This is a genomic window from Glutamicibacter sp. (genome assembly GCF_032154645.1).
Taxonomy (GTDB): Bacteria; Actinomycetota; Actinomycetes; order Actinomycetales; family Micrococcaceae; genus Glutamicibacter.
On sequence record NZ_JALDXV010000022.1, the window covers coordinates 1 to 21,790 of the forward strand.

At 56.1% G+C, this 21,790-nt stretch carries 16 protein-coding genes; 4 read left to right on the plus strand and 12 right to left on the minus strand.

The window, feature by feature from the left end; genetic code table 11:
- The 3 genes from ffh to RUH64_RS14630 form a co-directional block, all read right to left on the minus strand.
- Window positions 1-1,090, minus strand: a 1,090-nt coding sequence (gene ffh / locus RUH64_RS14620) for a signal recognition particle protein (RefSeq protein ID WP_313814366.1), incomplete at its 3' end; no start/stop codon positions are given.
- Between the two features lie 399 nt (window positions 1,091-1,489).
- Complete coding sequence (locus RUH64_RS14625) at window positions 1,490-2,968, minus strand: peptidoglycan DD-metalloendopeptidase family protein (RefSeq protein ID WP_313814367.1); 1,479 nt, start codon at window positions 2,966-2,968, stop codon at window positions 1,490-1,492.
- A gap of 327 nt (window positions 2,969-3,295) precedes the next feature.
- Window positions 3,296-4,537, minus strand: coding sequence for an ammonium transporter (locus RUH64_RS14630; protein WP_313814369.1), 1,242 nt, complete (start codon window positions 4,535-4,537; stop codon window positions 3,296-3,298).
- Between the two features lie 265 nt (window positions 4,538-4,802).
- Between RUH64_RS14630 and RUH64_RS14635 the strand changes: the two genes are divergently transcribed.
- Window positions 4,803-5,453, plus strand: coding sequence for a DNA-3-methyladenine glycosylase (locus RUH64_RS14635; protein ID WP_313814371.1), 651 nt, complete (start codon window positions 4,803-4,805; stop codon window positions 5,451-5,453).
- Window positions 5,454-5,782: 329 nt separating this feature from the next.
- Here RUH64_RS14635 and RUH64_RS14640 read toward each other — a convergent pair whose 3' ends face one another.
- Window positions 5,783-7,930 carry an acyltransferase family protein gene (locus tag RUH64_RS14640; RefSeq protein WP_313814372.1) on the minus strand — a complete coding sequence of 716 codons (2,148 nt, stop codon included), beginning with the start codon at window positions 7,928-7,930 and terminating at the stop codon, window positions 5,783-5,785.
- Window positions 7,931-8,280: 350 nt separating this feature from the next.
- On the minus strand, window positions 8,281-9,471 hold the full coding sequence (gene ftsY, locus RUH64_RS14645) for a signal recognition particle-docking protein FtsY (RefSeq protein ID WP_313814373.1): 1,191 nt from the start codon (window positions 9,469-9,471) through the stop codon (window positions 8,281-8,283).
- 177 nt (window positions 9,472-9,648) lie between these two features.
- On the opposite strand from ftsY, the gene RUH64_RS14650 reads away from it, so the two are divergent.
- The gene (locus RUH64_RS14650; protein ID WP_313814374.1) at window positions 9,649-10,884 is read left to right on the plus strand and encodes an MFS transporter; all 1,236 of its coding nucleotides are present in this window, start codon (window positions 9,649-9,651) and stop codon (window positions 10,882-10,884) included.
- A gap of 86 nt (window positions 10,885-10,970) precedes the next feature.
- Here RUH64_RS14650 and RUH64_RS14655 read toward each other — a convergent pair whose 3' ends face one another.
- Both RUH64_RS14655 and smc read right to left on the minus strand, forming a co-directional pair.
- Entirely contained in the window at window positions 10,971-12,446 is a 1,476-nt protein-coding gene (locus RUH64_RS14655) for a glycosyltransferase (RefSeq protein WP_313814375.1), read from the minus strand.
- Window positions 12,447-12,525: 79 nt separating this feature from the next.
- Window positions 12,526-16,098, minus strand: coding sequence for a chromosome segregation protein SMC (gene smc, locus RUH64_RS14660; protein WP_313814376.1), 3,573 nt, complete (start codon window positions 16,096-16,098; stop codon window positions 12,526-12,528).
- A gap of 153 nt (window positions 16,099-16,251) precedes the next feature.
- Between smc and RUH64_RS14665 the strand changes: the two genes are divergently transcribed.
- Window positions 16,252-17,064 (plus strand): serine hydrolase, encoded by an 813-nt coding sequence (locus tag RUH64_RS14665; RefSeq protein ID WP_313814377.1) that lies wholly within the window; start codon window positions 16,252-16,254, stop codon window positions 17,062-17,064.
- Between the two features lie 92 nt (window positions 17,065-17,156).
- Here RUH64_RS14665 and RUH64_RS14670 read toward each other — a convergent pair whose 3' ends face one another.
- The 5 genes from RUH64_RS14670 to RUH64_RS14690 form a co-directional block, all read right to left on the minus strand.
- Window positions 17,157-17,738 carry a class C sortase gene (locus RUH64_RS14670; RefSeq protein ID WP_313814378.1) on the minus strand — a complete coding sequence of 194 codons (582 nt, stop codon included), beginning with the start codon at window positions 17,736-17,738 and terminating at the stop codon, window positions 17,157-17,159.
- Window positions 17,739-17,822: 84 nt separating this feature from the next.
- Entirely contained in the window at window positions 17,823-18,743 is a 921-nt protein-coding gene (gene mutM / locus RUH64_RS14675) for a bifunctional DNA-formamidopyrimidine glycosylase/DNA-(apurinic or apyrimidinic site) lyase (RefSeq protein ID WP_313814379.1), read from the minus strand.
- Between the two features lie 8 nt (window positions 18,744-18,751).
- Window positions 18,752-19,450 carry a ribonuclease III gene (gene rnc, locus RUH64_RS14680; protein WP_313814380.1) on the minus strand — a complete coding sequence of 233 codons (699 nt, stop codon included), beginning with the start codon at window positions 19,448-19,450 and terminating at the stop codon, window positions 18,752-18,754.
- Window positions 19,451-19,453: 3 nt separating this feature from the next.
- Window positions 19,454-19,657 carry a 50S ribosomal protein L32 gene (gene rpmF, locus RUH64_RS14685; RefSeq protein WP_141363176.1) on the minus strand — a complete coding sequence of 68 codons (204 nt, stop codon included), beginning with the start codon at window positions 19,655-19,657 and terminating at the stop codon, window positions 19,454-19,456.
- Window positions 19,658-19,659: 2 nt separating this feature from the next.
- Window positions 19,660-20,181, minus strand: a complete 522-nt coding sequence (locus RUH64_RS14690) for a DUF177 domain-containing protein (RefSeq protein WP_313814381.1) — start codon at window positions 20,179-20,181, stop codon at window positions 19,660-19,662.
- Between the two features lie 356 nt (window positions 20,182-20,537).
- Between RUH64_RS14690 and RUH64_RS14695 the strand changes: the two genes are divergently transcribed.
- Window positions 20,538-21,752 carry a CDP-glycerol glycerophosphotransferase family protein gene (locus tag RUH64_RS14695; RefSeq protein WP_313814383.1) on the plus strand — a complete coding sequence of 405 codons (1,215 nt, stop codon included), beginning with the start codon at window positions 20,538-20,540 and terminating at the stop codon, window positions 21,750-21,752.
- Window positions 21,753-21,790: the final 38 nt, after the last annotated feature.

Below are 21,790 nucleotides of genomic sequence, written 5' to 3' on the forward strand. Positions count from 1 at the left end.
CGGGCATCATGCCCAGCAGCTTCTTCATCGAGCCCATCTTCTTGATCTGGGCCATTTGGGCGAGGAAGTCGTCTAGAGTGAAGTCTTCCTGGTCGGCGAACTTCTTCGCCATACGCTCGGCTTCGCCCTTGTCCCAGTTCTTCTCCGCCTGCTCGATCAGGGTGAGTACATCGCCCATGTCCAAGATGCGGCTGGCCATGCGATCCGGGTGGAAGATTTCGAAGTCGTCCAGGTTTTCACCGGTAGAGGCGTACATTACCGGCTTGCCGGTCACGGAAGCCACCGACAGAGCGGCACCGCCTCGGGCATCGCCGTCCAGCTTGGACAGGACCACGCCGGTAAAGTCGACGCCCTCATGGAATGCCTGAGCGGTGTTGACAGCGTCCTGACCGATCATCGCGTCGATGACAAAGAGCACTTCATCGGGGTTGATGGCAGCGCGGATGTCCGCAGCCTGCTGCATCATTTCGGTGTCGACGCCGAGACGGCCCGCGGTATCAACAATCACCACGTCATGCAGCTTGGACTTAGCCTCTGCGATGCCGTCACGTGCTACGGCTACCGGATCGCCGGTCGGAGTGTCGAACTCCGACGAGACGCCCGGATGGGGTGCATACACCGGAACGCCGGCGCGTTCGCCGTTGATCTGCAACTGCTTGACTGCGTTCGGGCGCTGGAGGTCACAGGCCACCAGCATTGGGGTGTGGCCCTCACCCTTTAGGTGCTTGGCCAGCTTGCCTGCAAGCGTAGTCTTACCGGCACCCTGGAGGCCTGCAAGCATAATGACCGTCGGAGGGTTCTTGGCCAGGTTCAGGCGGCGGGTTTCGCCGCCGAGAATTGCAACGAGCTCCTCGTTGACGATCTTGACTACCTGCTGGCCCGGGTTCAGAGACTCGGAAACCTCGGCGCCCAGTGCGCGTTCCTTCACCTGGGCCACAAAGGCGCGGACCACCGGCACTGCAACGTCAGCATCCAGCAGGGCACGACGGATTTCGCGTACTGTACCGTCAATGTCTGCCTCGGACAGGCGGCCCTTGCCGCGCAGGTTTTTGAAGGTTGCTGTCAGGCGATCGGAAAGTGAATTAAACACGTGCCGGGCACTTCTTTCGATAGGTCTTGAGGTGCGCATGAAAATCGCACAGGACTCGACTTATAAGAATATCAAGAATCACGGCCCGAACTAACCCGATACACACGGTGAGATTGATCAAGGAAAGCTGAACACGCTTCTTGCCTTCGGCGACATAGGCGCGGGCTGTCTCGTGTGAGAGGGCTGCATCCGTTGGGGCACTTCCTCTCGCCGCTGCATCATCCCACCGGAAGTCAGGCCACGTGGACACCGATTCACCGGGCTTTGCATGTTCTCCGTGCACAGAATCAGCGGGTAATTTGACGCCCACCAGGCAACCTCCGCAGCTGAATATTAGTTGAGTTTGGATTTGACCGTCCGCTTGAGCGAGGTCCACCGGACCGCAGAATGCCTTGTGCCCTACCTTGCTGAAGTCGTCGTCACCCAGCTCTCAGGGGATACAGTCTCGGATACAGTCGATGATGTTGGTACAACGAAATTTCCGAAGTTGTCGACCGTGGAGCCGTTGTATGAATCTTCTGCGCTATTTGACGCGCTACTTTCAGTCGGAGATGAGTACTCATCTGCCTGCTTGCTCGTTGGATCCGCGGTGGTCACTTTGTCGACTGCTGGCGGACTGGATGGCGGCATGGAACTTGCATCTTCCGTTGGTTCCGCCGATGCCTGCGAAGGAGTCTGCCGACTCTCGGTTGGCTCAACGCTTGAGGTCGGTTCGGCGGGATGTGTGGTGTGTTGAGGACTTGGTGACTTGGAGGGTACATCCGTTGACGATGTGTTGGATGAAGGCTTTGGTTCGCCGTCCGGAGACTTACTCGTCGGTGCAACCGTACGTGGTGTCACTGTCGGCTTGGAAGTACGCGTTGGAGCGGGCGATCTCGTTTGGTTGTCCTTGTCGCGCTCCGCTGTGGGCTTGGCCTTGGCATCGGGTTCTTGAACTGTTGGCTTAACCTTTGGTGTCTTCTTGCTTACGCTGTTGGACGACTTCTTGACCGTTGGCTTCTTGTCTGCCGCGTTCTTGATATCGGAGCGATGGTCCCTTGGATCAACCACGTCTGGGTTGCTGCTCGTATCCTCACCATCACGCACCGGCGGCTGCCCACCATTACCCCGCGGAGCAGTCCCAGCATTCACCGTCAACCGCGAAGAATCAATCATCGCCTGACGCTGACCAGGAATCACCGGCAAATAATTCCGCGGATCATGCCAACGCCCATCAATAATCACCTCAAAATGCACATGACACCCAGTGGAATTACCCGTCGTACCAGCCAAGGCAATCAACTCACCCTGCTGCACCTGCTGCCCCACCTTCACCAACAACTTCGAATTATGGCTATACCCGGTCTGCACATTACTACCATGATCTACCGTCACCCGATTCCCCGAATGCCCAGCCCACCCGGACACCACCACGGTCCCCGCCTCACTGGCATACACCGGCGAACCACAAGCAATCGGATAATCCTGACCAATATGCACCTGATTACCCGCGCCCGTAGGATTCGCACGCCAACCATAAGGACTAGAAATCGTCCGCGTCGTCACCGGATGCATCAACTGCAAACCACAAGGCAGCTCACCGACCTGACCAACCTCACCAACAAGCTTGGTGCCCCGCGATTCGAAAAATACACGAGCTTTGCCGTGCGATGTTGATCGCGACGATGACTCTAGGAGCGCCCCTTGCTCGTCTTCTGTCAATGAAACGAAATCGACGTAGGACTCATTCTTGGAATTGAACCCAATGCTTTCGTTTCGAAAATAACCGTTGGACCCCGACCTGACAAGCACGGCGTCGTGCCCTGATTGGAGATCGCGAACTGCCTGAAGTTCAAACGTTCCCGATTCTGCTCGCACTGGCCCCTGATCTGCAGCCATAGGCCATGCAATCGAACAGGTAAGCCCCAAGGACGCAGCCAATGCGAGCGCACAGTGATTCCTTCGGCAATTGGAGACACGTGCCGATTTTGGCGCAGAAATATGCGAATTTTTATGACGTCGTTTCATGTCTTGCGAGTCCCCCAAAACTGCAATGCAACAACAGAGCTTCAGGATAGGCTCAGCACGGCGCATAATCTACTGTTTGCCAAAAACCGCCAGAATTTAGCGAGTATCGTTTCAAAACACAGGTATTTGGTTATGGATAATTCTCATCTGAAATGATGACCGATACCGGTGAACCGACGAACTCATTGCCGGTTCCTGTCACCGATTGTGCGAGTCCACCGGCGTACCGTTCAAGAGGTATCCGGATTCGTTGTGCTCTGAGGCATCAATACCCGCGACTTCAACGTCTGTGGGAACACGCCATGGGCTGATTCGGTCGATTACTGAAGCGATAACCCAAGTCATCGCGGCAGAGTACACGATGACGACCAACAGTGCTACCAATTGCGATACCAGTTGATTCCAGCCGCCTCCGTAGAAGAGCCCGCCGGTGCCAGCTTCACCGGGCAGTGCGAAGAATCCGAGGAACACGGTTCCAATGATGCCAGAGACCAAATGGACTCCGACGACATCCAGAGAGTCGTCATATCCAAACTTCCATTTCAGGTTGACCGCCCAGGCAGAACCCACTCCGGCCAATACTCCCAAGAGAATTGCCGCCCAAGGAGCAATGTTTGCGCAGGAAGGCGTAATGGCTACAAGTCCAGCGACGACGCCGGAAGCTACGCCAAGCGAGCTTGGTCGACTTCCACGCAAATGCTCGACGACGATCCAGCCCAAAACAGCAGCGCCCGGTGCGACGAAGGTGTTGATCCAGATGAGTCCCGCTTCTTCGACCGTAGTTGCTGCTCCGGCGTTGAACCCGAACCATCCAAACCACAGAAGTGCTGCTCCGAGCATGACCAGCGGGGTGTTGTGCGGCTGAGGGCGATCGTGGAAGTTGTAGCGCTGCCCCAGGCGCAGAGCCAATACAAGTGCTGCGATACCTGCGTTGGTGTGAACGACGGTGCCTCCGGCAAAGTCGATGGCCTCCCCAAAAATCTTTCCTAGCACTCCTTCGGCAGAGAGAATTCCTCCGCCCCAAACCCAGAACGCGACGGGTGCATAGACAACGGTAACCCAGACGGGCACGAAGGCCAGCCATGGAGCGAATCGTGCGCGGTCGGCGATTGCTCCCGAAATAATCGCTACCGAAATCATCGCGAAAGTTCCAGCAAATCCTGCGGCAAGTAACTGTTCTGGTTGCGTCTTACCCATAGCGAAATCGCTGATGGGGTTGCCGATTATTCCCGCAATTGCTGGTTCACCAGCCGAAACGGAGTATCCCCACAACACCCACACGACACCTGTAATGGCTGCGGCGAGAAAACTCATCAGCATCATGTTCACCACACCGGTTGAACGAGTCATCCCGCCATAAAAAAGCGCCAAAGCTGGAGTCATGAGTAGAACCATCGCAGCGGCGATGAGGATCCACAGGCTGCCCACGTCTAATGCCATTAGACCCACGTCCTTCTAATCTCTTGATGTTTTCACTGTTGGAGACTGACGGAAATCTGCTGTTCCGTATCTGGGTTTAATCTTTGAGCACTGATGTTTCTGGGAGCCCTTCACTGCGTTACATATAGATCACAAAGCCGGGTTGGGCGTAACCAGTTCATTCCGACAACATTTCAACCAGGTTTCAGACTCGAAGGACTGTGCATTTAGGGAACCTTTATCAGCAGATTCAATAAGCGTCGTTTCAACGATTCATACTGGAGTTATGGATCGATCCTTTTTCACCCCGGACGCCGTCGAAGTGGCGCCAAAGTTGTTGGGTACCGTGCTCGGCGTCCATGCTGAGGAAGGCACAGTTCGGATCCGGATCACTGAGGTCGAAGCGTATATGGGCCTAGGAAGTAGTGGCCGCTATGATCCAGGAAGCCATTCGAAGGACAGACTGACCGAAAGAAACGCTTCGATGTTTCTCGGCCCGGGTCATGCCTATGTGTATCTGAGCTACGGGATGCACTTCGCGCTCAATCTGGTCTGTTCTCCAGCCGGGGTCGCCTCAGGGGTGTTGATCCGTTCGGGAGAAATCATTGATGGAATGGCCTTAGCGCGCGAACGGCGACTGGCTAAACGTCCGCTGGGGTCTAACCCAACAATGCTCAAGGATCGGGACCTTGCCCGAGGGCCGGGAAATCTAACTGCTGCGTTGGGGATCACTCGGTCGAGTCATGACAGTCTCGATCTTTTCGCAGATCCGTTCGAGATTTCAAGCAATAAGTCAGGAAAGGTTTCATTCGCTTCGGGGCCGCGCGTGGGAGTTGCTGGTATCGCCGGAGGACCCGAATTTCCTTGGCGGTACTGGATCCCCGACGATCGTACGGTATCGGCCTTTAAGGCGGGGCGAAACGCACCCCGGGCATGATTAATGAACCTGGCCCGCGCTTTTTAAAGCATCCATGCTCCGCATAGACACACTGTGAAATGCTGTCTGAGCACTTAAGTACGGAGCAACCTGCCCTCTTCGGCTAGTCAACATCTTCCTGATGGCAGCGGCAAGAAAACAATCTGGAATTGCACTTGTAGCAGACCAAAACACTGACGATTCTGAATACTTTCACGCACCTGTGGTGGCGGAACTTGAACCCGTTGCTACGTGTTTGCCTAGATCACTTCAGTACGCTCGCGAAATGACCTTCAGAGAACTCGGCTGGCCCAAGTATTCATTCAAGGGCTTGTGTACGTCGCTGCCCACTACATCTGCTTTAGCAGGCTGCTATCCCCCATTTCATCTTCCATGCGGTGGCCGAGTTTTTTGCTCAGGCTTTGTGCAAAGGTTTCGCTCAAATGCGAGTGATCCCAGTAGGCAACGAGACCTCCAACCACCGAGAAGCAACGCTCATCCCGGCAGAGCTGATCATTCATGTCCACCGCGGCAATCCTCGGATCATCCAGTGCCTTAGCCGCTTCAAATTGAGGGTCGTCGGGAATCCAGGAATCAGCTTTTCCACTGCATTCCTCAAGATTGTCGGGGTTTTGCGCTACACAGTCCGGCACATTGTCAAGTGTGGTTCCCGGCCATGGGGTGTCCTTAATGACGACCACTTCGGCACCGCTATCAGACCACTTGCCCAGCAACTTTTCATAGGCTTCCCTGGCTGGCTCCGTCGACTCCTTCAGGCTATAGCCTTCAACCGGTACAGACTGGCGATTAGATGTAATCACCAGGTCATAGTCCTTGGCATCGATCTGGTCGGTCACCCAATCGCCGAGTTCCGCGCAACCTTCCGACTTGTCCTCCGTGTCGAACTTCTGAGCCTCCGCCATGATCGCACAACGGTTCGCGACGTAGGTATCAACTTGCCAGTCATTCTTCTTGGCAAGCTCCTCGACCGCAGGGAACCACTGGCCGGCGTGCGAGTTGCCTACCAACGCGACCTTCGTTTTGCCTTTTCCATAGGAACAGACAGGCTTGTCGCTAAAATCATTGCCCTGACTGGCGAAACAGTCGTCGGCATAAATCTCCGGCTTATCAGTTTTAGCTGCTACCGGAGCCGGTGCTAGATCATCATAGGTGGTGGACTCATCCTGAACATCGCCGCAGCCATCCGACAGCGCCTTCGCGCCGAGGCAGGATGCGCCAACCTCATCCTTTACCTGTGCAACGGCGGCCGGAATGTCCTGGCTGCGCTGCAATTGAACGCTGCTGTACTGGTAAAAACCACCCGCGACGATTGCCAACAACAGGCTTCCAGCGACCAGGAATCTCGGAGCCGAAAGATAGATGGATTGATCGATGAGCTTGCGGAAACGTACTTCGACCAGCTTTTGAGTCAGGACGGCAAGGACCAGCGTCAATGCCAACGCCACGAGCTTTTGGTACCAGTAGAAGTGGTCGAATGCGAATGGAAGCAGTACCAGCAACGGCCAGTGCCACAGGTAGATGGCGTAAGAATTATCGCCGAGGAACTGAACAGGCTTGATGGCAAACAGCCTGTTGGGAGAAAACGCGTGGCTGCTCTGGGCGAGGATGACCAGCGCAGTACCCAGTACCGGAAGCAGCGCAATGTAGCCGGGGAACAGCATTTCGGGAGTGAAGAAAAGAACGCTCAGCCCGATGGCCAGCAGACCACCCCAGGCTGCTAGCAGGCTGATGACGTCGTTTTTGGCGCGGAAGATTTCTGGCCCCAGCGCGGCGACCAACGCTCCAGCTGCGAATTCCCAGCTTCGGGTGAAGGTAGAGAAATAAGCCACGCCGGCGTAATTCATGGTGCTATAGGTCGAGTACAGCAAGCCACCGAGGAATACGGCACCCAGCACCGAAAGCAGCACACGCCTGCGTGGAAGATTGAATCTAACAGCAACCATAACTGCGGCCGCGATGAGAATGGGCCAAACGAAGTAGAACTGTTCTTCTGCAGACAACGACCAGAAATGCTGGAAGGGGCTTGGTGCGTCGGCCTCGGCAAGATAATCGACCTTGTTAATTGCAAGGAACCAATTCTGGAAATAGAACGTCGCGGCCAGCGCCTGCGATAGCCAGTCAGCCCACACCGTTTCAGGTGCCAAAAGCCAAATGCCGATCACGCTGGCAAAGATCACCAAGAATGATGCGGGAAGCAGACGCTTGACTCGCCTCATCCAAAAATCAGCGATGTCCTTGAACGACCGAGGGGGCTTGGAAATGAGGTGCGAGGTGATAAGAAAACCGGAAATCACAAAGAAAACGTCGACGCCGACATAACCGCCGGAGAGACGATTGGGCCACAGGTGATAGAGCACCACGGCTGAGACAGCCAATGCCCTTAGTCCTTGGATGTCTGCGCGGAAGCCCGACGGTCGAGCTGATGTCGCCGTTGGTTTTGGAGTTGCTGCTGCTTGTTTTTCTCTTAACAGTGTCACGCGCTGGGTGGCTCCCTGGAGTTTGTTTCCTCGTCCCAAGTTTCTTACATATCCCCTTGCAGCGGCTCGCACCGCGTGCATCCCCAGCTTTCTTGTCTACCTACCTAATCTGGATGTTTGCTCAAAACCCCAGCCTGTCGGGGGTACAAGACAATTCACTGAGCCGCCCGAAAAAGTCCATAAAAATCGCAGCTGACCAGTTGCTTCCCACTGCACTTAGAGTCGAACAGGGTCAATGACAAGGCTGACCTCGCACAAATGAGGATTGGGCGTGTCACGTAAATACAGCGGTAAACAAACCAAGGAGCCCCGTTTTTCGCAGGACTCCTTGGTGTCAATGTTCGAAGGTTCTAGCCTTCAAGCAGTGCATCGACGAACGCTTCCGGGTCAAATGGCGCCAGATCGTCTGGGCCTTCGCCCAAACCGACCAGCTTCACCGGCACGCCGAGCTGACGCTGAATGGCGACGACAATGCCGCCCTTGGCGGTGCCGTCCAGCTTGGTCAGCACGATGCCGGAGACGTTGACGACCTCTGAAAAGACCTTCGCCTGGGACAAGCCGTTCTGACCGGTGGTGGCGTCGAGGACCAGAAGCACCTCGTCGACGGTCGCCTTCTTTTCAACGACGCGCTTGATCTTGCCCAGCTCGTCCATCAGGCCGACCTTGTTCTGCAGGCGGCCAGCGGTGTCGATCATGACGATGTCGACTTCATGGTCGATACCAGCGCTGACTGCCTCAAAGGCCACCGATGCGGGGTCCGCCCCGTCGATGTCCGAGCGGACGGTCGGCACGCCGACACGGTCCCCCCAAGTGGCCAGCTGCTCGGCGGCGGCGGCACGGAATGTGTCAGCCGCGCCCAACAGGACATCCTTGTCTTCGGCGACGAGCACACGCGCCATCTTGCCGATGGTCGTGGTCTTGCCGACGCCGTTGACGCCCACGACCATGATGACGCTCGGGCGGTCCGGGTGAGGCTCGGGCAGGTAGTTCCGGTCGAGGGAAGGATCGACGAGCTTGAGCAGCTCTTCGCGCAGCATCTCCTTCACGCGCGCAGGGTCCTTGCTGCCTTCGATCTTGACGCGCTCGCGCAGGGCGTCGACGAGTTCAAGGGTCGGTTCGGTGCCCAGGTCTGCCAGCAGCAGGGTCTCTTCCACCTCGTCCCAGACATCCTCGTTGATGGAGTCTTGACTCAGCAGGGCCAGCAGGCCCTTGGAGAACATGTTGTTGGACTTGGTCAGACGGGCGCGCAGGCGTGCCAGGCGTCCCTGAACGGGCTCGGGAACATCCAGCGCCGGGGCGGCTGGCGCTTCCGGCTCTGCGGTGGCTGCGGCTGTACCGCCTTGGGCGCCATCGGTGGTTTCTCCGGTTCCAGCTTCTGCTTCACCGTCTGCGATCGTACCGGTTGGCACGTCGTCAGCGTCACGCTCAGAAGTGTAGGGAGTCTTAGGCTTGCGGCCCTTGGCTACGAAGGTGGCGACAACAATGCCGACCACGGCAACGACCGCGACAATGATGATGGTAAGTAATAGCGAATCGGTCACGCTTTTAATCGTCTCATACCCCGAAAGCTTTACTCCGCTTGTGGCAGATTTCACCGCTGCGCCCCTGGCGGGCCTCGACGTCATAGACTTAAGCGTTCGGCTCTTAAAGGTCGAAGTTGTTCCACGACGAAAGGCTGGCCGGGTTCATCTTGCGCAGGTGAGGCCTCGGCTGAACACATGGCATTCACATCCAAGGATTCACTCCGCCCCGCGATACCTCAAGAAATCCGGGTGCTACTGGTAGCTGCTTTCATCATCGCACTGGGATTCGGCCTGATTGCACCAATACTTCCGCAGTATGCGGTGAGTTTTGACGTGGGCGCTGCCGCTGCCACGATTATCGTGAGCATCTTCGCCTTCACGAGGTTGATCTTTGCGCCGGTGGCAGGTGTGCTGGTGGGCAAGCTGGGCGAACCGAAGATCTATGTCACAGGAGTTCTCCTGGTGGCGCTCTCCACACTGCTGTGCGCAGTGGTGCAGGACTATACGCAGCTGCTGATTGCCCGCGGCCTCGGCGGCTTTGGCTCCACCATGTTCACGATCTCCGCGATGGCGTTGATTGCACGCTTGTCACCCGAAGAATCACGCGGCCGTATCTCCGGACTCTACGCAGGCTCCTTCCTACTTGGAAACGTGGCAGGTCCGGTCCTCGGTACGGTGCTCGCCCCTTTGGGAATGCGCATTCCGTTTCTGATTTACGGTACGGCGCTGGTTGTCGCCGCACTGGTCGTGTACTTCGCGCTGGGTCGCCGCCGCGACCTGGACAAGAAATCGGATGGGGCTTCGGACAAGTCGCAGCCTATCGAGGTAGTCACCGTACGCCAGGCGGTGGCTTCGCCGACCTACCGCGCCGCACTGTTCTCCGGATTCAGCTATGGGTGGCTGGCCTTCGGCGTGCGCAACAGCATGATCCCGCTCTTTGCGCTTTTTGTCTTCGGCCAGGGCGAGGGACAAGGAGTGGCCGGTATTTCACTGGCCCTATTCGCCATCGGCAACGGCGCGGCGCTGCTCTTCTCCGGGAAGCTCACCGACCGCATTGGGCGCAAGATCCCCGTGCTCATCGGCATGTCGATCCTTGTGCTCTCCATCGGCGCGATGGGATTCTTCACCTCGTGGGCGGGCTTCATTTTCTGTTCCATCGTCGCCGGCTTCGGTGCTGGCACCCTTGGCCCTGCACAGCAGGCATCCGTGGCTGATGTCATTGGAGCCGGCAAGAACGGCGGCAAAGCCCTGGCAGGCTTCCAAATGTGCCAAGACCTTGGCTCGATCATCGGTCCCTTAGTCGCCGGGGCCATTGCCGACCTATGGAGCTACCAACTTGCCTTCAGCATTTCTGCGGTTGTCGGCCTCGTGGGCCTGACGGCCTGGCTCCTCGTGCCGCGGCCAATTTCCCCGGTAACCGTAGAGGGGTAGCTGCGAGCCATTCAACCCCAAGAAAATTGGCTCCGGCGGATTGCTTATTCAGCATTCGTCCGGAGCCAATCCCAGATCTGTTTCGATTAGGCGAATTTTGCCTTCTTCAGATCTATGCTCAAGGCACCTTTGACCGTGCGATAGACCCTGGCACCGTGGTCCTTGGTCTCCTGCACATCCTTGGGCACTCGAATTCGCCGCGTTTCGGCGTGCGCATATTTCACGTGAATATCCCCGATAGCCGGCGCCAAAGTCGATAGGGCTGAAAAAGTCAGCAAGACCGCGTGCTGACCGTTGCGGCTCGATTTATCGATGGGGAACTCCAACCTACGATCGCCGCCGCGTTCATTGACTAGCACAGCTTCTGGTGTAGGACCACTGACTGGGCTGGTGAACCGGAGTTCAAAGGCATCTGATTTAATCGCAGATTTGACGAGCTCAGGTTTCTGCGAAGCTTCAAGGTCAACGGCTGCCAATCGCTTGAGCTCTTCATAGTCGCCGGCGATAATCGCCTCCGTCTTCGCCGCGTCGTTAGCACTGAAGTACTCCTCGCGGCGCTCGGGAAGGTATTCGCTAATGTAGGGACCGAATGCAGAAATCCAAAGTTTGGCCCGGGCTTCTCGGTATTTTAGGAAGCGCTCGCCGACAAAGAATTTGAGCCCCTTGCGCTTGAACAAACCTGCTGTAAGCAATCTTCCCAAGTGTGGATCGTCAGCGGTGAGGTCCTTAATCGTTTGGCTGATGTGGGCGACAGAGTGGACGTAGCTGAACGGCTCGAATGGTTGGGCGCTAATATTATTGCCGTCCCCGCGCTCGCGAATGAAGTAATACTCGTAGTCGGCAAGGATGCTAACTCGTTTGGCCAGTAGGTAGACGGCTGAAAGCACCATGCCGTCTTCTAGTCGAACCTTTTCTTCACTGAATCGCAGATTGTTGTCCTGCAGGAGGCTTCGTCTGATCAGCTTTTGCGGCATGAGCGTAGCAAAGACCGATTCTAAGGGGGCATCGATCATGGTCTTTGCAAAAAGAGATGTCCTGATTACGCGTCCACCGGTTGGAACGAGTTTTGGTACTAGTACATCGACCTCGTGTTGGAAGGCAAAGTCTCGCATGCGTCGCAGCGCCTCGGTCCCCAAAGTGTCATCGGAGTCAGCATAGAAAATATACTCGCCTCGTGCTAAGTCGGTGCCAACATTGCGTGGCTTGCCGGCCCAACCGCTATTTTCTTGGTGGACCACTTTGAAGTTCTCGTTGCGCTTTGCATAAATATCCAGAATTTCTCCGCCAAAGTCGGAGGAGCCGTCATCCACGACGATAACTTCGTAGAATTCTTTGTCGAGGTCCTGAAGCTCTAAGGAATTAAGAAGCTCAGTGAGATAAGGCATTGAGTTGTAGACCGGAATAACGACGCTGATAAAAATGCCGCCTGGCAGTTCCGATAGATCATGCCTCGGCGCTTCTACCTCTGGCTCAAGGTCTACATCCGCAACAACTTTTTCAGGGGCCTTAACTTCAAGCTGTTCGTCAGATTTTCCGCTGGAACGCTTTCTAAAAAATGCCACTTCATCCCCAATTTAGAATACCAAATTTAATCAAACATTTAGCTGTCTAACTACTATAGGTCAGAGGAATACGATGAGCTCAGCTGGACTCGCGGCGATCCATTTTCTGACTAATCACAGTGGACACGCCGTCTCCACGCATTGTCACACCATATAATGCGTCAGCCACTTCCATTGTCTTCTTTTGATGCGTAATAACGATGAGCTGTGAAGATTCCCGCAATTCCTCAAAAATGGTGATTAGCCGCCCCAGATTCATATCATCCAACGCTGCTTCCACTTCATCCATGACGTAGAACGGAGAAGGTCGCGCCTTGAAAATTGCCACCAACAACGCGACAGCTGTCAACGACCGTTCACCGCCGGAAAGCAGCGACAACCTTTTGATTTTCTTGCCTGCTGGCCGTGCCTCAACTTCAATTCCTGTGGTAAGCATGTTCTCGGGATCGGTTAGCACCAACTGACCTTCACCACCGGGAAATAGGCGCTCGAAAATTCGTTTAAATTGAACTGCGGTGTCATTGAAGGCCTCGGTGAATACCTGCTCTACGTGGGTATCTACATCCTTGATGATTTGCTGAAGATCTGCACGCGATTTCTTCAGGTCTTCTAGTTGTCCGGCAAGGAACTTATGGCGTTCTTCCAAGGCTGCAAATTCTTCGAGGGCCAACGGGTTGACCTTGCCAAGCGCAGTGAGATCACGTTCGGCTTTCTTCAACCGTTTTTCTTGCTCAGCTCGGTCGAATGGAATGGTGCCAATAATATTTCCATCTTCGTCAACGTCTTGGCGTAGCTCTCCCCATTTGTCGGAGGGGTCAGCTTGTTGCGGAATCAGTTGGTCCGGGCCAAAATTCGCAATCAGATGCTCAGGAGAGTAACCAAGCTCCTCTAGAGATTTGGTTTCACATGCTTCGATTTTCATGCGCAGTTCGGCGCGGGCAAGTTCGTCTCGATGTGCAGCATCTGAAAGCCGTGATAATTCGGCTGTCAGCTGCTCCGCTTGGGTACGCTGCTCCCCTAGGTTCTCATCCAACTCTGCTTTCTGCACGATGAGTTCTTCGCGTTGTTCTGTGGCCGTGTTAAGTGACAACTCAATAAAGCGCAAAACCCTCTGGGCTGCCTGCTCTACGCGCAGTGCCTTTGCCGCTTGCTCCTTGCGCTGAGCCGCTCGTTGTTGAGCGGCTTGTCGATGGTTTCGTTCTGCGGCGGCGGTGCGGCGAAGTCCGTCGACGCGCGAACGCAGAGCAGTGACCCGCTCTTCGCAGCTGCGCAAGGCAAGCCGCGCTTCAAGCTCCTGTTGGCGCGCAGAAGCCGCCGCGTCAGCCAGCGCTGTACGGGCTGCCTCGTCGATGGTTTCATCCTCTTGGTCGCCTGAGGCCATGTCCATACGCTCGGTGATCTCTTCGAGCGATTCCTGCTCAATTTCGAGTTTCTCAACGACCACCTCAAGTTTCTGTCCGAGCGCTTCCTTTTCTGCGGTGGCGGAGCGCAGCTTCTGGCCTAGACGTGCAAGGTAATTGGACAATTCGTCAATGGCGGCGTCGGATTCGGCGAGCAGGGCCAAGGCGTCGCCGCGTTCCTGTTCCGCTTCCAAGAGCAATGGAGCACGCTGCGATAGTTGGAGTTGAAGCTCGGCGAGTTCTCGTTGGGCCGCGTCAAGCTCTGCACTGGTCTGTTCAATCAGGGCCTGTTGAGCAATGAGCGATGCTCCCTGGGAGTCGCCAATGGCACTATGAACGTGCGATACCGAGATGCCGTCCAGCGTTGTCAGTTTAGCTTGAGGGTGGGCTACCAGAATGGATTCTGCCTGAGAGATGTCCTCGATGACGTAGTGGTCTGCAAGCAGGTGATCTAGGAGGTTTGCGTACTCCGAGTCTGCCTCAACGACGTGGCGTGCAGAAATCACCGGCTCACCCAAAACCGGCGAGGGCTTTTGCGAAACCGAAGCGTGAAGGAATAAAGCGCTGGCCTTCTCGGTCTGTTCAAGGCCCGCAATAATTTCAAGCGCCCCGGCGACATCTCGGGCGACCAAGGCTTCCGCGGATTCCCGAAGGATCGAAGCTATTGCCTTTTCATAGCCGTCGGCCACCGTCATTAATTCGCCAAGGCGTCCGTGCAATGCTTCAGGATATTGCTGCAGTATTGCTGCCGATTGATCGTCTGCCTTGGTGTTCAACTGCAGCGCTTCCAAACGCGACTGCAGGCCAGATACGCGTACCGAAAGTTCTCGTTCACGCTGCGCCTGGGAATTCTGCTCGCTGTTCAGCAGTGAATATGTTGCGTCAGCGAGTTCAAATGACTCGTTCAGATCATGTTCTTCGCCGAATTTGGTTTCAAGCTCAAGTAGCACCTCGCGATGCGACCTGGCGTCCGCCGCCAAATCTGAGTCGAATGACTGCAGGCTGTCTTGCAGTCGAAGGATCTCAGCTCGGGTGACATCCACACGGCTGCGTGCCGAAGCTACCTGCGACGCCAGCCTGGACAAGCCTTCCCGGCGGTCGGCCGCTGCACGCAGCAACACAGCCATGCGCTGCTGCTCGGCCCTAGCTTGTTCCTCAGCCTGTTCTTTGGCTTCGATGGCTTCGGCAAGAATTTCATGGCGGTCTTCAAGTGCCTCCTGCAATCCCACCAGTTCTTCACCTAGCCGGTCAGCCTGGGCTTCGAGGCGTTCAGGGTCTCGGCTCGAATCAAAGTGCGTGTCATTGCTGACTAATAGTTTTCCGCGTTCGTGGGCCAATGCGCTTAGCGAACGGTAGCGCTCGGCTTGAGTCGAGAGCGAAACCCAGGTTTCCTGCATCAGGCTCAGGCGCGGTGTAAGAGTTTCGAGCCGGTCGTTCAACTGCGTGGTATATCGCTTCACATGCTCGAGGCGTTCCGTCGCTTCCTGTTGCGCGGCCTGTACTCGCGACTCGTCGCTAATGTCTTGAGCCAGTTTATTGTTCAGACCAACCAGATCATCGGCCAACAAACGTGCCTTGGCATCTCTTACATCAAGCTGCACGTTTTGGGCCCGGCGTGCAATTTTTGCCTGCCGGCCCAAGGGCGCTAATTGTCGGCGCACCTCGGCGCTCAGATCCTCAAGTCGATCGAGGTTTCCCTGCATGCCCTGCAGCTTGCGCAGGGTCTTTTCCTTACGCCGCCGATGCTTGAGCACGCCTGCGGCTTCTTCGATGAATCCGCGGCGGTCTTCCGCCGTTGCGTGAAGAATCCTATCTAGCTGCCCCTGTCCGACGATGACATGCATCTCCCGGCCTAGGCCAGAATCGGAGAGGAGTTCTTGAATATCTAGGAGTCTGCATGAACTTCCATTAATTGCATATTCGGATCCTCCTGCGCGGAAAAGCGTACGAGAAATCGTGACTTCCGCATAGTCGATCGGAAGTTTGCCGTCTGCATTGTCAATGGTCAGCGAAACGTGTGCGCGCCCCAGCGGCGGTCTTCCGGAAGTGCCTGCAAAGATGACGTCTTCCATCTTGCCGCCGCGAAGTGTTTTTGCACCTTGCTCCCCCATGACCCACGACAGCGCGTCAACCACATTTGATTTGCCCGATCCATTGGGTCCAACCACTGCAGTAACGCCCGGTTCAAATTCAAAAGTGGTCGCCGAAGCAAAAGACTTGAACCCGCGAACGGTAAGAGTCTTGAGATGCACGGCGTGAAATTCCTAAGGTCGGCCCAATATCGATATGGTTAGCATGAAGGTTGCAGACCATGTGGTTCGAAATCGATTCTATCGAAATGAGTGCGTGATTCTTGGCTTCTGCCCAACCTATCTAGGAATCAAAAACGAGGGATAGATCAACTTATGAGTGTCTTGGCTCAAATTGAACAGTGGCCAGTAGATAACGCAGTATCCGTAGTCTTGGATGGAAGCGGCCAGATTATCGGCCGACATGGCGACGAATCAAAGATCTATCCTCTTGCCTCGGTGACCAAGCTGCTGAGCACCTATGCGTTTCTAATTTCCCTGGAAGAAGAAGCAATCGGTCTTGCCGACCCGGCAGGTCCAGAAGGTTCCACCGTTCATAACTTGTTCTCCCATACTGCTGGCTATGACTTCGACTCTGATGCCATTCGTTTTCCGGTGGGCACCAAACGCGGCTATTCAAATGTCGGCTTCGAAAAGTTGGCTGAGCATCTAGAGCGTGAAACAGGAATTGATTTTCCTAGCTATGCGCAAGAAGCGGTCTTCGGCCCACTTGGCATGAACAGCACTGAAATTGCTGGCAGCTGCGCCAAGGACGGCAGGTCTACGGCTGCGGATCTGGCCAAGTTCGCCGCCGAGTTGCTGAACCCGACCTTGGTTTCTTCAGCCACCATGTCCGAGGCGACCCGCGTGCACTTTGAAGGTCTCGCAGGGATCCTCCCAGGTTATGGACGCCAGAATCCCAACGACTGGGGGCTGGGTTTTGAGATCCGCTCATCAAAGACCCCTCATTGGACCGGGGCAAGCCATCCTTCAGCTACATTCGGCCACTTTGGCCAGTCTGGGACTTTCTTCTGGGTAGATCCTGTGGACAGGATCGCATGTGTGACCTTGACCGATCGCAACTTTGGTCCGTGGGCGGCCGAAACATGGGCCTCGTTCAACGAAGCAGTGCTCAAGCAGTATTCCTAGTCCCCCGTCGGTCACTACGCCGCGCCGCGCTTTCGAGAGCGGCCGGCTAGGTATACCCAGGTGCCTGACCCGATCACTGCAGCGGCTAGCCCTCACGCCCACCAAGGATGGCCTAGAATATCAGGGATTTTCCCTGCCGCTTCAACGGGAGTCGGAGTGATTCGTTCTGCGGTGACCAACATACGATGTGTATTAATGCCCAGTGGTGTGCAGGTTACGAGAGTGACCAAGTCTTTTCCATAGACCGGAATCAGGGCCTTGGACTCGTCAGGTAGCACTGTCTGCGTCTCTTTGACCTCATACGTCAGGACTTCCCCAAACACCTCGGTGGTGAAGCGGTCCCCGATTTTCAGTTTTGGAAAGCCATTGAACAGCGTTGCGGAAGGGAGACCACGGTGTGCCGTCAAGACAGAATGCTGCGACTCGCCACCGACCGGCAACGATGTGCCTTCCAAGTGCCCTGCGCCCTTTTCTAGGGTGGTGGCCGCGGTGCCATGATAGATCGGCAAATCAACCTTGATCGCTGGAATCTTCAACCGCCCCATGAGGCCATCGCCACGGACCTTGAGCAGATTCTTGTAGCCGAGCTCGGAACCTGAACGTCCGTGTCCCGTCGGTACGTTACTTGAAGGTATTTCCCAAACGGTGATGCATAAAGAATACGTGTGCTTCAATGCACCAAACACAAGTTTGGCTAGAAGCGGACGACGGACAGAATGAACAGGCTGGAGCGCCCAATCCTTAACGTGAAACCGTTGCTATCGTCGCGGCCGAGGCTGACACTCCGGGCAAGTGTAAGAAGAACGCCCCATGAACGGATCTCGCCGAATGAGAGATTCACGCCCATTGTCTTGGCATCGAAGGCATGGCCTTCCTTCACGCCCATAGGCGTTCAGTGAACGTGCAAAGTAGCCGCTTGCGCCATTGACATTGACGTACAGCGAGTCGAAGCTGGTTCCGCCAGCTGCCAAGGCACGAGTCATGACGTCAATCAGCGCGTCATTCAGGCGCGAAACTTCGTTGCGGCGGATGGTTGCGGTATTCCGCAGGCCAGAAAGCCCCGCCTGCCACAAGGCTTCGTCAGCATAGATATTGCCGACTCCCGAGATGATTGCCTGATCGAGGATCGCGCGCTTGAGCTTTGTCGTTTTCCCGCGCAGCGATACATAGAGTTCTTCAACGTTTCTGACTGGGTCCAAGACATCCCGTGCAATGTGCGCCGCGGCCTGAGGTATGAAGGCAGAGACGCTCCCTGATCCGCCGGCATTGCCGTCGGAGGTGGGTATCAGGGTTGAAAGGAACATGCCACCGAATATTCGTTGGTCGACAAATCGGAGTTCTGCCGGCGAATCCGCCTGGCCGCTGAGCGAGAATCGAACTTTTAGATGTTTCTCATCTGGTGCGTCTGATTCTTCGATGAGAAGCTGGCCGCTCATTCCCAGATGGGCGACGAGTGCGGAGGGCCTGGCCAAACCGTCCAGTTCCATCCAAAGGAACTTTCCTCTGCGGACCACGCTGGCCACGGTGCAGCCGGTCAGGGTTTGCTGGAAGTCGTCCGGGCCGTCCACGTGGCGACGGGTTGAGCGTGGGTCCAGCACTTCGACAGCGTCAATTCGTCGATTGCGGACCCACTTGTCCAATCCTCTGCGGACTACTTCAACTTCGGGCAGCTCGGGCATCGAAGATTCTAGTCCTGTGGGATCTGTTCGCCAGGGTGGATCTGCAGCCAGGTGTTGCGGGCAGCTTCTTGCTCGGCTTCCTTCTTAGACGGGCCGTGGCCAACGCCGTATGCTTGGTCGGCAATGACCAATACTGCTTCGTAGCTGCGGGCATGGTCAGGTCCGGTACCAGTAACTTGGTAGTGCATTTCGCCCAGTTTTTTGGAAGCAACGTCTTCTTGGATTGCTGTCTTCCAGTCGGTGGTTGCACCCAGCAGCCGGGAATCCTGCAATAGCGGTGCGACAAAGCGCAGAACCAGCGAACGCGCGGCGTCCATTCCCTGAACCAGGTAGGTAGCGCCGATCAGAGATTCCATGGTGTCCGCCAGGATCGACGCCTTGTCGGCGCCATTTGACTGGGCCTCGCCGCGTCCAAGCAAGATGTGCTCGCCCACGCCGAGATCGCGGGCGATGATTGCAAGCGCGCGGGTGCTGACAATGGCAGCCCGCCGTTTGGCCAGATCACCTTCAGGCAGATCCGGGAACGTTTGGTACAGGTACTCGGCAATGGAGAACCCAAGAATCGAGTCGCCGAGGAACTCCAGGCGCTCGTTCGTGGGTATGCCACCATTTTCATAAGCATATGAACGGTGGGTCAACGCAAGACGAAGCGTCTCGGAATCAATGTCGATTCCGAGACGCTTCAAAAGTTCTTCTTTAGAAGACATGTCTTAGACGTCTGCGACCTTGCGACCCTTGTACTCAAGGAACAGCTCGGTACCGGCCGAGTCGGTGACAACCTTAGCCTGGTGAGGCAGGCTGTAGGTTACGCGACCGTTTTCAACGGTCTTCACCAGGCTCGGTGCGGATGCCTTCCACTGAGAACGGCGGGCACGAGTATTCGCACGGGACATCTTCCGCTTTGGAACAGCCACGACTACTTCTCTTCTCTCTTGTCTGACGTATTATCGTTTGTCACATCTTCTGCGACAATGTCGGCCAGCTGCGCAAGCGCTGCCCAACGTGGGTCCAGTACAGCATGCTGGTGCTCAGGGTCTTCGTTGAGATTTACTCCGCATTCACTGCAGAGCCCCAAACAATCTTCCCGGCAAACCGGCTGGAATGGCAGGGCGGTTACTACTGCGCTCCGCACCACCGGATCGATGTCAATCAAGTCATCGACTACCCAGTACTGATCCACTTCATCATCGTTGTCGAATTCCTCGCTCCCCTCGTAATAGAAGAGCTCCTGAATATCAGCCTCATAGTCGTACTCGATGGGCTCCAGGCATCGTCCACATTCCCCCGCAATCTGTGCGGTAGCGGTACCCGATACAAGGATTCCCTCATGTACGGCTTCAAGGCGAAGATCTAAGTCAAGCTCAGATCCTCCACGAACACCGATGAGTGCATTTCCCACATCCGTGGGTGCCAAAACCTGCTCATTAAGAACTTTCATCGATCCTGGCGAGCGGCCAAGATCTTTGGTTGATATAACCAAAGGCGAGTTGCGATCGAGTGCGCCGTGTGGCGATCGATCAGAACGCTTATCGCTAATGATGACTCCTATAGAACATAGTCCGACATTTCATCTTAGCGTGACCAGGCCCCAGTTCCCAAACCGATACAGGACCACCCTGCGCATTTCACTTGTTGCAATGGCCACACTCTCCTCCGCAGGCGCGAAACGGGAAGAAATTTTCTGCGTAACATACTGGATACTCTGCGACTCGCCCGGCCAGTAAATTCTCATTCTCCCCGGCAAGAACCTTAACCTTAAACTGTGCAAGTTTCTCTCATCTGGAAGGTGCCATCATGAAGGTAGTCGACTCCTTTGGCAATGCAGCATCCTATGCGACTACCCGACTGAAGGCCCGTGCGCACCGGAAGTACATCGCACAGCACGCTACCGAGCTGAGCCATCTGCCATCGGGCGAGGACCGCTACCAGGCTGCATTGTACTTCGCAGACGAGATGGTCAATGCCTATCAGATCCGCCAGTGGTACGAGCCGTTCAGGCAGCTTGCCGAGCACGTGCCGACAGTCGTGATTACCCGGCTTCCGGCCACAGCATTGGCGCTACGCGAAGAATGTCCGCTGCCGGTGTACTTTGCCCCGGCCATCGAAGACGTTGAGCGCCTGGTGGACACACAAGATCTCCGCTCTGTCTTCTACGTCAACCAGAACATCCGCAATTTCCAGATGATGCGCTTCAATAAACCGTGGCATGTGTTCATCTGCCACGGCGAGAGCGAAAAGGCCTACATGTGGTCGAACCAGCTCAAGGCCTACGACTACGTGTTTTCCGCAGGCCAGGCGGCCTCGGACCGGCTGACTAAGCACCTGCGCAATTTCGACGTAATGACCCGGACCTTCCCCGTTGGCAGGCCGCAGATCGACGTCGAGTACCTTGCGCCGTATTCGCTGAACGAGTCTCTGCCCACGGTGCTCTACGCGCCCACGTGGGAGGGCGACAGGCCGTCGATGAACTACGGTTCGGTGCGGTCCCACGGCATGTCGCTGGTCGATGCGCTCATCAAGGACGGAGGGTTCAACCTGATCTTCCGCCCCCATCCGCGCTCCGGCATTAACTCCGCCGAATACCGCGCGGCGGTGCAGTCCATTCGGGACAAGCTGCAGCTGGCAGATTCGACAGCTTCGGCACGATTCCTGTTCGACGACACCGCGCACTGGGGGTGGCAGTGGGCGAAGGCAGACGTCTGCATTACCGATATTTCAGCCGTTGCTTATGACTTCTTGGCCACTGGAAAGCCGATGTTCGTGACAACGCCGATATCTGCGGACGCGACGTTGATCGACTCCCCCGCTCTGGCCCGCGTCCCCGCCCTTGCGCAGGAGGACGCCGTCAACGTTCCAACGCTAGCCCGCCAAGCGATGGCGGAGAGGAACCTGGAGCTTGCAGAAGTCGTCGCGTACTACTTCGGGGACATCCAGCCCGGTGCGAGCATGGGGCGTTTCATCGACGCTTCGCTGCAGCTAATCCGCGGCGATGGGGCATCCGGCCAGTAGCCGCCGCCCCCTACAGAAAATGCTCGTGGGCCCGTCCG